The sequence below is a fragment of the Consotaella salsifontis genome, from assembly GCF_900167365.1.
GTDB lineage: Bacteria > Pseudomonadota > Alphaproteobacteria > Rhizobiales > Rhizobiaceae > Consotaella > Consotaella salsifontis.
In genome coordinates this window covers 256,539-271,955 of sequence record NZ_FUXL01000001.1, presented here as the reverse complement: position 1 = coordinate 271,955, position 15,417 = coordinate 256,539, and the positions used below count along the sequence as shown (strand labels likewise).

At 61.0% G+C, this 15,417-nt stretch carries 13 protein-coding genes and 1 pseudogene; 2 read left to right on the top strand and 12 right to left on the bottom strand.

Translation table 11 applies throughout. The features are described from left to right. Window positions 1–82 precede the first annotated feature (82 nt). The 7 genes and pseudogenes from B5D38_RS21950 to B5D38_RS01215 form a co-directional block, all read right to left on the bottom strand. On the bottom strand, window positions 83–982 hold the full coding sequence (locus tag B5D38_RS21950) for a hypothetical protein (RefSeq protein WP_131829841.1): 900 nt from the start codon (window positions 980–982) through the stop codon (window positions 83–85). A gap of 389 nt (window positions 983–1,371) precedes the next feature. After that, window positions 1,372–1,842, bottom strand: a complete 471-nt coding sequence (locus B5D38_RS01240) for a TM2 domain-containing protein (RefSeq protein WP_078706550.1) — start codon at window positions 1,840–1,842, stop codon at window positions 1,372–1,374. A 304-nt stretch (window positions 1,843–2,146) separates the two neighbouring features. Continuing rightward, window positions 2,147–2,832: pseudogene (locus B5D38_RS01235) on the bottom strand (IS5 family transposase). Window positions 2,833–3,188: 356 nt separating this feature from the next. Further along, window positions 3,189–4,658, bottom strand: a complete 1,470-nt coding sequence (locus B5D38_RS01230) for a tagaturonate reductase (protein ID WP_078706549.1) — start codon at window positions 4,656–4,658, stop codon at window positions 3,189–3,191. A 23-nt stretch (window positions 4,659–4,681) separates the two neighbouring features. Further along, complete coding sequence (locus B5D38_RS01225; protein WP_078706548.1) at window positions 4,682–6,175, bottom strand: UxaA family hydrolase; 1,494 nt, start codon at window positions 6,173–6,175, stop codon at window positions 4,682–4,684. A gap of 66 nt (window positions 6,176–6,241) precedes the next feature. Next, window positions 6,242–7,516, bottom strand: coding sequence for a TRAP transporter large permease (locus tag B5D38_RS01220; RefSeq protein WP_078706547.1), 1,275 nt, complete (start codon window positions 7,514–7,516; stop codon window positions 6,242–6,244). Further along, window positions 7,513–7,902, bottom strand: a complete 390-nt coding sequence (locus B5D38_RS01215; protein ID WP_245318728.1) for a TRAP transporter small permease — start codon at window positions 7,900–7,902, stop codon at window positions 7,513–7,515. Before B5D38_RS01215 ends, B5D38_RS01220 begins: the two co-directional genes overlap by 4 nt. Here B5D38_RS01215 and B5D38_RS22430 point away from each other — a divergent pair. Continuing rightward, entirely contained in the window at window positions 7,829–8,053 is a 225-nt protein-coding gene (locus tag B5D38_RS22430; RefSeq protein WP_245318729.1) for a hypothetical protein, read from the top strand. The two genes, B5D38_RS01215 and B5D38_RS22430, sit on opposite strands and share 74 nt — an antisense overlap. Here B5D38_RS22430 and B5D38_RS01210 read toward each other — a convergent pair. Together B5D38_RS01210 and B5D38_RS01205 are read right to left on the bottom strand one after the other, a co-directional pair. Further along, the gene (locus B5D38_RS01210; RefSeq protein ID WP_078706545.1) at window positions 8,041–9,015 is read right to left on the bottom strand and encodes a C4-dicarboxylate TRAP transporter substrate-binding protein; all 975 of its coding nucleotides are present in this window, start codon (window positions 9,013–9,015) and stop codon (window positions 8,041–8,043) included. The two genes, B5D38_RS22430 and B5D38_RS01210, sit on opposite strands and share 13 nt — an antisense overlap. 180 nt (window positions 9,016–9,195) lie before the next feature. Further along, a complete protein-coding gene (locus tag B5D38_RS01205; RefSeq protein ID WP_165690749.1) occupies window positions 9,196–10,227 on the bottom strand; it encodes a zinc-binding alcohol dehydrogenase family protein in 1,032 nt (343 codons plus the stop codon). 362 nt (window positions 10,228–10,589) lie between these two features. Between B5D38_RS01205 and B5D38_RS01195 the strand changes: the two genes are divergently transcribed. After that, window positions 10,590–11,531, top strand: coding sequence for a GntR family transcriptional regulator (locus B5D38_RS01195; RefSeq protein ID WP_131829840.1), 942 nt, complete (start codon window positions 10,590–10,592; stop codon window positions 11,529–11,531). A 104-nt stretch (window positions 11,532–11,635) separates the two neighbouring features. On the opposite strand, the gene gudD is transcribed toward B5D38_RS01195, so the two are convergent. From gudD to B5D38_RS01180, 3 genes are all read right to left on the bottom strand, one after another. Next, window positions 11,636–12,985: a glucarate dehydratase gene (gene gudD, locus B5D38_RS01190; protein WP_116002542.1), complete on the bottom strand. Its 1,350-nt coding sequence runs from the start codon at window positions 12,983–12,985 to the stop codon at window positions 11,636–11,638. Window positions 12,986–13,288: 303 nt separating this feature from the next. Beyond that, window positions 13,289–14,068, bottom strand: a complete 780-nt coding sequence (garL, locus tag B5D38_RS01185; RefSeq protein WP_078706540.1) for a 2-dehydro-3-deoxyglucarate aldolase — start codon at window positions 14,066–14,068, stop codon at window positions 13,289–13,291. Continuing rightward, the gene (locus tag B5D38_RS01180; protein ID WP_078706539.1) at window positions 14,068–15,381 is read right to left on the bottom strand and encodes a glycerate kinase type-2 family protein; all 1,314 of its coding nucleotides are present in this window, start codon (window positions 15,379–15,381) and stop codon (window positions 14,068–14,070) included. Before B5D38_RS01180 ends, garL begins: the two co-directional genes overlap by 1 nt. Window positions 15,382–15,417 lie beyond the last annotated feature (36 nt).

Genomic DNA, 15,417 nt, shown 5'->3' with positions numbered 1-15,417 from the left:
AGCCGACCTTGGGCGAACAGCCACTCTCGTGCTGCCTGCTCGTCCGAAGGCGCTGCAAATCGCCAAGTTCCATCCGCCACCGTCATCGACTGCCCGCCTGACTGATGTTTGTCCTGATCACCTCAAGATTGACCGACCCTCCAGCCGCCCGAGCCTGGATCTTCCCGGCCATATCGGCATCCAAGCTGAGCGGCCCTTTGTCATCCACGATGTAAAGGCTGTTGCCGAGCCGCATCCGGAAGGGGCCATCAGCCGCGAGAACCATCTTTCCGTCCGCGGCCGCCGGAGCACCCAGACTGATGGTCTGCCATGCCGACGTTAGAATGAGCCGGTCTACGACGTCGGGGGCTGGAGGCGCAGACCGAGAGGGCCCACTCTCAATTTGCTTGCCTGAGACAGCTTCCGGCCCCTCGATAGATGCCTGACGGCCAGCTTCGGGAACTTGGCGCACAGGCGCTGATCGAACCGTTACAGCGCCTGCCGGTGCGGCGGATTCAGAAGGCGAAGCAGCTGAAGTCGGTAGCGAAGATTTCAGCCACGCCATCCCCGTCCGGACTGCCAAGTATCCGCCGCCGGCGGCCACAACTACCAGCAACGCCATCGCCATGCGTCGCGCCGTCTGGCTCCGCGACACCGTAGGTGGCAGCCCCGTGTCAAGCCGCGGAACGGCAAGTGTCGCGCCATGATCCAGCGGGGGTTCGGTGGCGCCCGCGTCGATCATCCGCAGCTCTCTAGGCGGTCCGTGGCCAACCAAACTTGCTGAGCGCGCCCCTTCTTCCGCCGTCGTCGCCTCCGGCTCGTCCAGACGTCCGACCAGACCGTCTTGACCAAGGTCGCGTTTCGATGCTTCTCGGTTGGGCAGCTCGAAATGGCACAGAAACCCGCAGAACGGGCAAAAGCCGACCTCCAACTGTAACGGCGAACCACAACCGCCGCACAGTATCGGATCTTCTTTTGCTGCTTCCACCATTAAATCAGCCATTCTCGACACTGCAAACTCGCAGGCCGCCCAAGGTTTGAGCGGAGCCTAAGCATGCCAATCGAATCCCCGACACAATCTGGACTCATTCTTGCCCCGACAAGGACACAACCGCAACGGCTACTGCGCGATAGAGAAAACTTGGCACCGAGGTGTCGCCCGGCTGCACCATCTCGATGGATGGTCGCCACATTGAATGCTGTCGCTGCCCGTGCGGCTTAGCTTTGATGTGCTGAAATGCGGCCGAGGCAGCGGGCTTCGAGCGACGTTTCTTGCTTTCGGGATTGACCACGCCGCATCGGTAGGACGGCGCGGTCGTCGTGCTTCAACCGCACCGAAAGGTCCTGAGCCGCGGCCGAGGATCGGCAAACATCAGGGAAACGTCTCGAACTCTAGAACCAAGCCTTCTTGCCAACGACGTACAAATTGTAAAATGCCTCGTCGCTCCGTGTGAGATAAAGTATCGCCTCAACAAACGCAATGATTCCTATAAAAATACTTGGCACACCTAGGAGCAACCATCCAAATACGAACACCAAAAGCATGATCAATCCTGCGCCAATGCGACCCAGGTAGAACTTGTGAACACCGAGCGAGCCGAAAAACAAAGCGAGAAGGCCCGCCAGGATCTTGTTCTTTCCGCCTACGTCTCCGTTGGACAAGACAACACCGGTCACGGAGGGGATAACGAAGAGCGAATGCGCCACATCGCCCACGGCTTCGAAATCCACATCCTCGCCAGCGCGAAGCACTTTTGTTCCTGGACCAAGAGAAGAACGATGAAGCGCGTAGCGCTTGCCGTCGTCTCCGCTCACCATTCCCTCGCCGGAGTTCATGTCGTATCCAAGGACTTTGCCGCGCATCGGATTCTCTCCTAATCCCGACTGGCCGACACAAATTACTCCGACCAGAGTCTACTTTTGATGCACTGACAATTTAGAATCCGAAATATTGATATTCGCTTTAACAAGCATAGCATTCTGTATTCGATGACACTGCCGCAGATGAGTGAGTCGTTATGTCGCCCCCGGCACTCCGATTGTTCAGCATCGCTGAGATGACGCTACGAGAGCATGTCGCTGGCGTTTCAGACGCATGAAACAGCGTTGAATTTGGCAACACGAACGCTCTTCTATTCCGCGTCCCGCGCGCCAGGAAACGGACTCATTAGGCATTCATCGAGATGCGGTCGGCAGCAAGCTTGAGAGCGGCGGCGAAGTTGTCGGCGCGGCGGTCGTAGCGCGCAACAGGGCATCGCATCTGCTTGATGCGCTTGAAGAAGCGCTCGATGAGGTTGCGCTGGCGCTAGACCCATCGACTGACGACGAAGGAGCGGGCGCCCTCGGATCATTGGCCTCGTCGGCGATGACGGTGGCGCCGGGTGTGACAGCATCGAACAGCTTGGTTGCCATGGGGTGTCGCCAGCCTGCCCAGCCGCCAATTCGGCGCGCACTGGGCGTCCGTGGGCATCGACGAGGGCATGGGTTTTGGTAGTCACGCCGCTGCGGGAATGGCCCATGCAAGGATCGACAGATCCCTTTTTTTGCACGCCGGCACAATGCTGATGGACGCGAACGCAGGAGCTGTCGATCATGACGATGTCGCCGTTGCGAGTCTCGGAGACAGCTGCCAGAAGGCGGTCCCACACGCCGGCGCTCCGCCAGCGCGTGAAGCGTTTGTAGAGCGGGTCCGAGGCCCGTAGCGCTCCGGGACGAGTCTGTTCGGGACCGCCGGAGGATGCCGTTGATTGAGCGACAATTATCGACCCGGGCGACACCGCGGCTCTCTCGCGGCAGCAGCAGCTCGATGACAGCCCATTCCTCATCCGGCAGTTCATGGCGGCGCAGGACAATCTCACTTCCAGGAGATTGAGTCAGACTACGCCACTGCGCTGAACCCATTCATGGGGACACTCCCAGGAGATCTCGATGCGCGGTCTCTGACTGGCCCGATCAATGCCATTGGTCGCCGCCGTTGCGCTCCGACCGCCCCCTATTCGGCAGCGACTCGCCGTACCGGCGCCCCGCTCTTTCCACAATGAACGTTTCGCCGGCGTGGGCGTCGGACTGAGGACGACCATAGGCCGTGTAAAGCGTCTCCACCACACAGAGAGGCGCTTGACGATCGGCTTCTCGTCCTGATTTCGAAAACGGCAAAAAGGGCGCGTCGCTCGGCGCGCCCTTTTCGCTCTGGCCAATAATTCGACAGGTCAGGCCCCGTCGATGAACTTTGCCAAGCGAGCGAAGGTGAAAGGCTCCTCGGTAAGGAAGGCGAAATCTTCGAGGATCGCGGCGCGAAGGGCCGGGTTGTCGATGGAGCGCCCCCAGAACGACGCTTCCTGAAGATAGGCAGCAACCATCGCTTCGCGCCCCTGAGCGGTTCCATCGTCAAAGGCGCCGATCTCCTTTGCCTTGGCGATCACCGCTTCGCTGTCGCGCGGTGTGAGCTTATCGGCACCGGCGAAGCGGCCGAGATAGAAGGCCAGCCACGCTGCCAGCGCCAGCGTATTCAGCGGCGCAGGCTTGGCGAAGCGCTCCTGGTAGGCCGTGAGGCGGTCGAGGTTGCGCGTCTGGTATTTGACGATGCCGTTGAGCGAGATGTCGTACCAAAGATGGCGAATATAGGGGTTGCGGAAGCGGCGCAGAACGGCCGCCGCAAACTGCTCCAATTCGTCCTTCGGCAGGGACAGGAAGGGGATGACCTCCTCACCGAGAAGCCTATCCAGGAAGCGCGCTCCGGTAGGATCGTTGACGGCTTCTCCCACTGTCTCGACGCCTGCCAAGAGCGATAGCGCACAAAGAGCCGTGTGCGCGCCGTTCAGGATCGCCACCTTGCGTGCCTTATAGGGATCGGCATTCTCAACGACCACCGTGGCGTCATCATACTGGGCGAGCGGCAGGCGCAGCGCCGGCATGCCCGGCTTTCTTTCGATGACGAAGAAGTGGAAAAGCTCGGCCGCGGCCATGAACTTGTCTTCGTAGCCGAGTTCCTCCTGCAGCGTCTCGGCCTCGGCGCGCGGATAACCCGGCACGATTCGGTCGACCAGTGTGTTGTAGAAGGCGTTGGCACTCTCGACCCATTCGATGAAGGCCGGCTCCAGCTGCCATTCGTGGGCGTGCTGCAGCACGATGCGGCGCAACTCGTCGCCATTGTGCTCGATCAGCTCGCAGGCAATCATCTGAAGACCGGATTGCGCGGTGCCGTCGAAGGCCTTCCAGCGCTCGTGCAGGAAACGCGTCATCTTCGCTGGAAAGGACACCGGAGGCGCGTCCTCATAGGCGACAGTCGACACGTAGGCGATGCCGGCGTCCGTGGTGTTGGACACCACCACCGTGATGTCGGGATTGTGCGCGAGCGCAAGCACGCCCGCCCAATCCTCGTGCGCCGACATCTCACGGCGAACGGCCGCGACGAGGCGCGGCTCGGAGACCGCCTTGCCATCGTCCCCGACGCCCCGCGAGAGAACCGTATAGACGCCATCCTGCTCGTTGAGCGTGAAAGGCAGGCCGCCGGCGATGGGCCGCACCACAATGACGCCCCAGTCGCCGCCGGAAACCTCATTCATGCGATCGACCTTCCAGTCGAAGAAGGCACGCAGAAAATTGCCCTCGCCCCACTGCAAAATGCGCGGCGTGGGGCGGGCACGCCCGTTCAAAAAGCTTTCGTCGAGTCGCTTCATGTGACTGTTCCGTTGATCAGCGTTCAGAGCGTGACGCCCGTCTTGAAGATAACGACGTCGTGGACGTCGTTATCTTCGTTACGCGTGGACCGCCCATTGGCAATGGCAAGCACGGTGTCGATAAAGGTTGGCAGCAAGCCGTCAACTGTTTCCAGGCCGGCCGCCACAGGGCCGGCATCGAAATCAATCCAATGGCCCTTGCGAGCAGCCAGATCGGTGTTGGTGGAGACCTTGATCGTCGGCACCACGCCGCCAAGCGGAGTGCCCCGCCCGGTGGTGAAAAGAACGATGTGGCAGCCGGCCGCAGTGAGAGCAGTCACGGCCGTACCGTCGTTGCCCGGCGCTTCCAGAAGGGTCAACCCAGACGTCTTGATACGCTGGCCATAGCGGATGACGTCACGCACGATCGAGCGCCCCGCCTTCTGGGTACAGCCTAGTGACTTCTCTTCAAGTGTGCTGATGCCGCCGGCCTTGTTCCCCGGTGAAGGGTTTTCGTAGACTGGCTGATCGTGATCCAGAAAGTATTGCTTGAAGTCGTTGATCAGACTGACGATCTTGTCGAAGACCTCTCGGTTTTCTGCGCGTTGCATCAGGATCTGTTCCGCTCCGAACATCTCCGGAACCTCGGTCAACACCGAGGCGCCGCCCATGGAGCATAGCCAGTCCGAAAAGGCCCCAAGCAGGGGATTTCCCGTGATCCCGGAAAAGCCATCCGAGCCGCCGCACTTCAACCCGATGCGCAAGCGGCTGGCGCTGACGCTCTCTCGCCGATCCTGCCCGATGACATCGGAAAGATCGCAAAGAGCACTGAGGGCTGCTTCCATCTCGTCGCCCACTTCCTGAGTCGTGAGATAGCGGATACGGCGCGGGTCGGGATGCTCGAAGCCCTGGATGAAGAGCTCGCGCGTGTTGTTTTCGCAGCCGAGCCCCATGATCAAGACCCCGCCAGCATTGGGATGAACCGCGAGGTCACGCAGGATGTTGCGGGTGTTGTCCAGGTCATCGCCGAGCTGCGAGCAACCGTAGGGATGATCCAGAACCAGAACGCGACATCCCTCCGGCAGGGCGCCCATGCGTTCGAACCGGCGGGCAACGTTCTTGGCGAGACCATTGATGCACCCGACCAGCGGGATGATCCACAGGTCGTTGCGCACCCCAATTTCGCCGTTGGCTCGCACGTAAGCGTCGATGGTGGGCGCATTCTGAGGCGACGAAGCCGCGCCTATCTCGTCCGCTGGTCCGGCATAGGAATATTCCTGAAGACCGCCCAATGCCGTTTTGATGTTATGGGTATGAATGTGTTGACCGGGCTCGATGGCTTCTTTCGCCAAGCCAATCACGCTCCCGTACTTTATAACCGGGTCTCCGGCCTGATGCGGCTTGAGCGCCAATTTGTGGCCCTGGGGCACATCATCCATCAGCCGGGCACCGAAGTCGGACAGCACGCTGCCTCGGGTCAATGGTTCCAATGCAACGGCTACAGTGTCATCAGGATGGATGCGAGCGATCTTTGTCATCTCGATCTTTCTGAAAATGATTGGGAGATTGGGCGGCGTCGAATGGAGCCGCCCAGCCCGGGGACCTCAGTTGACGAAGGCCAGCGAGAGCATCGGCACGTAGGTGACGAGGATCAGGGAAAGAAACAGCGCCGCGAAAAGCAGTGCTCCTTCTGACAGGAAGTCCGACATCTTCACCTTGGCCAGATTGCAAACCAGCAGCATTACGGTCCCGACGGGCGGAGACAGGCAACCGAGAGCCAAGTTGACGATGATGACGATGCCGAAGTGAACTGGGTCGATGCCGAGTTGATGCACGGTCGGCATGATGAGCGGCACCATCACGATCAGGATGGCGTTGCCTTCGATCAGCATTCCCAGCACCAGAAGGATGACGTTCAGGAGGAGAAGGAATACGTACTTGTTGGCAGTGAATGACGTGATCATCACGGCCAATTGCTGGGCCGCCTGCTCCAGCGACAGAATCCATGCCAGAGCAGAGGATGCCATGATTACGAGCATCACCGCGGACGTGGACTTGAAAGTCTCCGTCAGAGCATGGACGACATGCTCGACCCGCATCTCGCGGTAGATGACGAAGCCGATGGCCAAGACAATGGCCACGGCAACGGCGCCTGCCTCGGTCGGCGTAAAGACGTTCATTCGAATGCCGCCAATGATCGCAACCAGCAGCAGGAGCACCGGCCATGCCAAGGCCAGGGTCTTGACGGTCTCACCGGCCGAAGGCCACTGCTCGCGGGAGGGACGATATCCGCGCCGCTTGCTGACGAAATAGGCCGACAGCATCAAGAGCACCGCCATCATGATGCCGGGAAGGATGCCGGCCATGAACATCGAGCCGATAGAGACATCCGCCACTAGGGCATAGATGATGAGTGCGATGCCCGGCGGGATGATGGGCGTAATAAGAGCACCGGAAGCGGTTACGGCTGCCGCGAAGGCGCGATTGTAGCCGGCGCGCTCCATTTCTGGCACCAGCATGCGCGTTAGCATCGCACTGTCGGCCAGGTTCGAGGCGCTGACGCCGCCGAGCAGTGTCGACAGACCGATATTCGTGAGCGCCATTCCGCCGGTGAACTTTCCGACGAACAGATCGGCGACTCGCAAAAGGCGGCGCGCGACGCCCGTATGGTCCATCAGTGTGCCGAGAAGGATAAAGAACGGGATCGCCACAAGCGACATGTTCTGCGAAGCGCCGATAAGCCGCTGTACCGCGATCTGATGAGGAACCGGGCTGAAGAACACGAAGTAGGAAAGCACCGCAGCGAAGACCGCGATATAGAGACGCATGTTGAGCGCGAAAAGCACCAACATGATCAGGACGATGACCGGCCAGCTCATTCGCTTTCTCCGCGCCCGGCAATGATCCTGATGTCGCGAACGATATGCGCGACCATGTATGCGGAAAGCCCCAGCGCCCCCACGGGAACTGCCAGATCGATCCATGTCCAGGAAATATGAAGGATGGAGGTAATCTTGGTCCGTGCGCCTAGCGCCAGGATCACTCCGAGATAGCTCGTATAGAGCAGCACAGCGAGCGACAGCAGCGATACGAAAACGCCGATGACCGCGCGGGGCCGACTTGGCAGGCCGTCCATAATCAATGGGATGGAAAGATGCTGTCCGTCACGCTCTGCCGTAATCGCGCCGATCATGACGATCCAGATCATGAGCAATCCAGACACCTCTTCCAACCAGAATATCGGCGCGGCGAAGACGTACCTCATGACCACGGATGCAATCGTGATCGCGACCAGCCCGAATAGCGCTGTTCCCGCAATCAGCGAGGGTACGCGCGAAAGTCCCGCTTTCATGAAAGCTCCTCCGGCTACGGGCGGACCTAAGGCCCGCCCGGTTTTTGCCGATTACTTCAGCTGATCCTGAATTGTCTGGTAGAGATTGGGCGACCATTCGGGAAACTGGTCGTAGACCGCACGCGTCGCCTCACGGAAGGGGCCGATATCGGGCTCGACAACCGTTACGCCTTCTTCCTTCATCTTTTCGATGAACTTGGCATCTTCCTTGGCAGCCAATTCCTGGCTGTAGACACCTGCTTCGTGAGCAGTCTCGTGGATCATGTCCAGGGTTTCCTGGGGCAGACTGCTGAAGAAGGCCTCGCCGCCGATCCAAAGAGAGGTGTTGGTCAGATAGCCGATCAGGCTCAGATACTTGGCCTGTTCGTGAAACTTTCCGCCGTAGAGAACAGAGATGGGATTCTCGACGCCGTCGATCATGCCGGTGGTGAGAGCCGGATAGACATCACCCAGAGGCATCGGGGTGGCAGTGGCGCCCATCGCCTCGATGGACTTGATCTGCATGATGTTGTTGGGCGTGCGGATCTTCAGGCCCTTCATGTCCTCGGGCTTTTCCACCGGCTTCTTTGCCAGCAGATGACGAACACCGTAGAGGTAGTTATTCATCACAACGTGGATGCCCGCCTCTTTGAGCTTCTCGTTCTTTTCCTTGAACCAGTCACTCTCATAGATATCGAAGAGCTTCTTTGGATCGTCGGTCAGGTAAGGGCCGAACAAAACGCCAAGATCGGGCTCATAATCCTGCAGGAAGCCGACGTCGGTGAGGGTGACGACGTTCATTCCCATCATCGCCTGCTCGGTCACGTCCTTTTTCGCACCCAGCTGCGAGCTCGGATAAAGCTGCAGAACGATTTCGCCGTTGCTGCGCTTCTCCAGCAGGTCCTTCCAATAGTGCATTACCTGGTCGACTGGCTCGCCAGGATTGTTTTCATAGGCGATTTTGATTTCCGTCGCCGCGTTGGCGCCCGTCAGGCTGCCGAGCGCGAATGCGCAGGCAGCCAGCGTCGTCTTCATCAAGCCTTTCATTCGATCCTCCTTCAAAGGCCTTCGATCTTCGTTTCCTCGGCACGGATCAACGCCAGCGCCGCATTGCAGAGGCGGAGAGCTTTCTGCTCGCCCGTGCTCTTTAGCGGACCGGCCGGTGCCGATCCGGATCTCGTTATGGGACCGCGGTCCGCCCGCTGCGGCCGACAGACCAGCACGGCTTCAGAGCGCCGGTTCCGGCATCTCCACCATGACCTTGATGGTTGTGTCTCTTTCGGCGACCCAGTAGGGCAAGGCCTGATCAGCCTGATCGAAAGGAAAGACCTTTGAGATCAAGTCATCAGGCGGAGTCTCGAGGGACTCGAGGTAGTCGATCACCGTATGGAAATCGGCAGCGGTGGCATTGCGCGAGCCGTAGATATTCAGCTCCTTGAGATTGAAAAACTGGGTCTGGTACGTCACCGGTGCCTTGGCATAGCCGACATAGACCACTCGGCCTGAGAAAGCCGCAAAGTCGATAGCTTGTGTGAAGGTCTGCGGCAGACCGACCGCCTCGATCACCACATCGGCCCCGTCGCCCCCCGTTAGTTCGGCGACGCGCGCCGCAACGTCCTCGCGGCCCGCGTCGATGACTTCGGCCGCGCCGTAGCGGCGCGCCAACGCCAGCTTCGTCTCACCCAGATCCACGGCAATGACCCGCGCCTTGCGATGGACGGAACCGGCGATGGCGCCCATTCCGATCATCCCGCAACCGATCACGACCACAGTATCGGCCGAGCATACGTGTCCCCGATCGACGGCATGGAAACCCACAGATAGGGGCTCAACGAGCGCCAGATGTCGCGGAGCCAGAGTATCGTTGAGAATGATCTTTTCGTGGGGCAGCGCGATCTTCTCCGTCAGGCCGCCATTCTGCTGCACACCCAATGTCTTGTTGCTGCGGCAAGCATTGACGCGCCCCTTGCGGCAAGACGGACAGACGCCGCAGTTCGTATAGGGAACGATCAACGCTCGGCGACCCATGGAATATTCTGGAGGGACTCCCTCGCCGACAGCTGCAATCACGCCGCCGATCTCATGCCCCGGAATTCGAGGCAAGGACACCAACGGGTTAAGCCCCTTGAATGTGTTGTAGTCGCTGCCGCACAGACTGACGTGGCGCACGGCCAACAGAACCTGGCCCGGCTCAACGGTGGGTTCTGGCACCTCGTAGATGCGATTACTCTCGACGCCTTCGATGACCAGCGCTCTCATCATGCCCTCGCTAGATCTGCCGCTTGGACACTCGCACCATCGTCCGTGCCGCCGCAGCGTGGCGGGAAGGGTCTGCCGCGATCACTTTCCGCTTCAGCACACCGCCCGCCTGTCTTTTATCGACTATAGACATGACAGCGCGTTTGGCATATGTGTTTTTTATCGAAAAAAAGCACTTTACAAAGACAGCTCCCTGGATGGCAATGGCGTCGACTGCAGGCATTGCGCCTTAGGTTTTTGGTTGAACTGAGGAATAGGGGCGGCTAACAATCGGTTGAAACCACCGTTTTTATTGATAAAGCACGGAAGTCTTTTGTCTTTAAAAAACGTTCTCATGCAACCCGCAGGAGGCATGTTTGCTGATGCGCAGCAATGACGTCTACAAAAGAGCCTTCAACGATTGCCTTTCACACATTGAGCAGCTTTCTGTGGGAGAGGAGATCGGTGCCGAGGCCAGTCTGGCCCGTTCGCTCTCCGTCAGCCGCACCACTGTTCGGTCTGTGCTGGAGACATTGGAGGAACGGCGGATTATTGCCGACGACGGGCGCTCGCGCAGGATCGTCCGCCTGCCAATCCCCAACGACTTCTTTCCCGAAGCGGAGACGCAGTCGGTCCACGCTCTTATCGAGCGCCGGTTCATGGATTTCGTGCTGGAGGAAAACATCCTGCCGGGGCAGCAGGTGAACGCGCTGGAACTGTCACGGCGCTTTTCGGTTTCGCCATCGGCGATCCGCGAATACTTGCGCGACTTCAGCGAATGCGGCCTGATCGAAAGGCGACCAAGCGGAAGCTGGATTTTCGTTGGCTTCGACCGCGATTTTGCGCAGGAACTTTGCGATGTCAGACAGATTTTCGAGCTAGAGTCGGCCCGTCGCTTCGTCAACTTCGCTGATGACGACGCAGTTTGGGGTCAGCTTAACGCGATCGAACGCGCTCATCTCTGGCTATTGGAAGATTACGACGCGCGCCACGTCGAGTTTCCTCATGTCGACAACAGCCTTCACAGCTTGATCAATTCCGCCTCGAAGAACCGTTTCATCAATCGTTTCGACAACCTGCGTTGCCTCATCTTTCATTGTCACTATTCATGGAATAAGGTCGATGAAAAGGAGCGCAACTTCGTCGCGATCCATGAGCATCTTCGGTATATCGCGGCACTGCGCAGCCGCGATAAGCGCGCCATCGAAGATGCGGCGATATTTCACCTGGGCACGGCGCGCCAAACGCTTCTCGCATCCTTGGACCGGCGCCATTCACGTCATGGGGAGAAAGTCGAACACACCCCGGGCCTATCAGTTTGCTGACCAACCCGATTGGTGGGATCTTCAGAGTGTCGCGGGCTGTCGGCCCTTCAGGGCAGACTGGAGCGATCCCACCACCGCGCTAAAGGCGCCGAATCCCCGTTGCCTCACCGCGCCATGCAAGGACGCTTGGGGTCAAAGGTCCAGCCGGGAACGAGGTACTGCATCCCGGCGGCGTCGTCCCGCGCGCCCAGGGCCTTGTCCTTGTAGAGCGCGTGGGCCTTTTCCACCGCGTCCATGTCGATCTCGACGCCGAGGCCGGGCTTGTCGGGAACGGCGACCCAGCCGTTCCTGATCTGGAACGGTTCCTTCGTCAGGCGCTGTCCGTCCTGCCAGATCCAGTGCGTGTCGATGGCGGTCACGTTGCCCGGCGCCGCGGCTCCGACGTGGGTGAACATGGCGAGCGACACGTCGAAATGGTTGTTGGAATGCGAGCCCCAGGTCAGGCCATGATCGCGGCAGGTCTGAGCGACGCGCACCGAGCCCTGCATGGTCCAGAAATGCGGATCGGCCAGGGGAATGTCCACCGAGTGCAGCTGGATCGCGTGGCTCATCTGGCGCCAATCCGTGGCGATCATGTTGGTCGCCGTCGGCAGGCCTGTGGCGCGGCGGAACTCGGCCATGATCTCGCGCCCCGAATAGCCGTCCTCGGCGCCGCATGGGTCCTCGGCATAGGCGAGAACGCCATGCATGCCCTTGCACAGGCGGATCGCCTCCTCCAGCAGCCATCCGCCATTGGGGTCCAACGTGATCCGGGCCTCGGGAAAGCGCTTGGCCAGCGCCGAAACTGCCGCGATCTCTTCCTCGCCGGTAAGCACCCCCCCCTTCAGCTTGAAATCGTCGAAGCCGTAGTGATCCTGCGCCGCCTCCGCCAGGCGCACCACCGCCTCCGGCGTCAGGGCCTCCTCGTGGCGCAGGCGGAACCAATCCACCTTGGCGCTAGGCTCCTCGCGATAGGGCAGATCGGTCTTTCGGCGATCACCGACATAGAAGAGATAGCCGAGCATCTTCACGGCCTCACGCTGCTGCCCCTCCCCAAGAAGCGCGGCAACCGGAACGCCGAGAAACTGACCGAGAAGGTCCAGCATCGCCGCCTCCACGGCCGTGACGGCGTGAATGGTCGTTCGAAGGTCGAAGGTCTGGAGCCCACGGCCGCCAGCGTCGCGGTCCGCAAAGGTGCGGCGCATGGCATTCAGAACGGCATTGAAGGTGGAAATTCTCTGCCCGACGACAAGCGGAATCGCCTCTTCCAGCGTTCGCCGGATCTTCTCGCCGCCCGGCACCTCGCCAACCCCGGTATGGCCGGCGTTGTCGGTGAGAATCACGAGGTTGCGGGTGAAGAACGGCGCATGGGCGCCCGACAGGTTGAGCAGCATGTCGTCATGGCCCGCCACCGGCACGACGCGCATGGCGGTGACGGTCGGTGAGGATGTGACGGATGGAAGCGGGTTCGACATGGCCTTCTCCTTCGCGAGGCTCCCTCGGATCATCTTTGCAACGACGTCTTGTTTGGCTCGGGGCGAGCTGTGCGCTGCGGCTCAGGTCACGGGTGCTGGAGTGAAGAGCGTCATCTGGTTGTGAAGTCTCCAATGCCTCGCCCAGGGTGGTCTTGCGACCAACCGCGAAATGATCGGGCGCCTGTCCGCCGAGCTTCTTCTGGCGCGCCTCAGGGGTGAGGAAATCACGAAGAAGGTCATCGATGTCGGCTTCAGCATCGTCGAGCGCGGCAGCACCTGACGCGTGCCGCGCTCGACCGTTTGTCAGCGGTATTTCTGGCAGAGGGCGCTTGTGGCTGCCTTGAAGGCGCCGAGGTCGGACCCGACGGCGACCATGTTGGCGCCCATGTCGAGATAGCGCCGCGCTTCGGCCTCCACTGGCGCGAGGATGCCGGATGCCTTGCCGGCGGCGGCGGCGGCCTCGAACACGGACTTGATCGCCGCTTGCACATCCTCATGGGTCGCGTGGCCCAGATGCCCCAGGCTCGCCGCGAGATCCGACGGACCGACAAACAGGCAGTCCACCCCATCGATCGCCGCGATCTCGGCCGCTGCCTCGACGCCGGCGCCATTCTCGATCTGGACCGCCACCGCGATGTTGTCGTTGATCACCGCCTGGTAGTCGGCGACCGTTCCGTATCGGTTGTTGCGCTGAGCCACCGATACGCCCCGGATGCCCTGCGGCGGATAGCGCGTCGCGGCGACGGCTGCCTTCGCCTCCTCCACCGACTGCACGAACGGAATCAACAGATTGTAGAACCCGGCGTCCAGAAGGCGCTTGATGATGACAGGCTCGTTCCACGGCGGGCGGACCACCGGCGCGGAGGAGCTGTCCTTCAACGCCATCAACTGCGGGATCAGCGTCAGAACATCATTGGGCGCGTGCTCGGCGTCCAAAAGCAGCCAGTCGAATCCGGCAAGCCCCAGAACCTCGGTCGCGATCGGACTTCCCAGCGCGCTCCAGCACCCGATCAAGCGTTCGCGCGCCAGAAGCTTGCGGCGAAAGCTGTTGGGAAAGGCATTGTAGGCAGGTGCGGCAGACATTATCGTTCTTCTCCTTGTCCCGGCGTTTTCGCCGACTGTCCTTCGCCGCGTCCCTCGACAAGCAAGGCGCGGAAATCGTTCACGTTGGTCAGCGTCGGGCCGGTGATCACCTGGTTCCCGAGTGCCTCGAAAAAGCTGTGACCGTCGTTGCGGCCAAGGCTCGTCTTGGGATTGATCCCCTTCGCCCAGGCCCGGTCTAGCGTGGTCGGATCGATCACGGCCCCGGCGATCTCCTCCAGACCGTCCACTCCGTCCGTATCGGCTGCGAGGGCATGAATGCCGGGGGCGCCATTCAGCGCGACCGCAAGCGACAAGAGGAACTCCACATTGCGGCCCCCTCGCCCATCGCCCTTCACCGTCACCGTCGTCTCGCCTCCCGACAAGATGACGCAAGGAGGCTCGAAGGGCTGGCCATGGCGCGACACCTGAAGCGCAATGCCCGCCAGCACCTTGCCCACATCCCTTGCCTCGCCCTCGATGGCGTCCGACAGAATGTGGACCGGCCAGCCTGCGTCCCGCGCGATCCCCGCTGCCGCCTCCAGCGCCAGTTGCGGCGCGGCCACGATCCGCGTCTCATGTCCCGCCAGGCGCTCGTCCTGCGGCTTCACGCTCTCGCCCCGCCCGCTTTCCAGCGCCTCGCGAACGCTCGCGGGAACGTCGATGCCATAGCGCTCGATGATCGCCAGCGCGTCCTCGCAGGTCGTCGGGTCGCCCACTGTCGGCCCGGAGGCGATGTCCATCGGATCATCGCCCGGAACGTCGGAGATCATGAGCGTCAAAACCTTTGCCGGATGACAGGCGGCCGCAAGCCGGCCTCCCTTGACCTGGCTGAGGTGCCGGCGAACGCAGTTCATCTCGGTGATAGTCGCGCCGGATTTCAGCAGCGCCTTGTTGACCGCCTGCTTGTCGGCGAGCGTCACGCCCTCCAGCGGCAGGCACAGCAGGGACGATCCGCCCCCCGAAATCAGGCACACCACCAGATCGTCTTCCGAGAGATTCGACACCAGATCGAGAATGCGCCGCGCCGCATCGATCCCCGCCTGATCGGGCACGGGATGGGCCGCCTCCACAATCTCGATCCGCTCGCATGGCACCGAATAGCCGTAGCGCGTCACCACGAGGCCCGAGGCCTCGCCGGTCCATGCCTCCTCGAATGCCCGCGCCATCGCCGCCGACGCCTTGCCAGCACCGATCACCACCAGACGCCCTTTCGGCGCCTGAGGAAGATGCTGGCGCACCACCAGGGAGGGCTGCGCCGCGGCCACCGCCGCCTCGAACATCGCGCGCAGAAGCTGTTCAGCCTGGCTGGTCATCTGCCTCTTCTCGTCTCTTCTGTTTCTCGAGCGGCA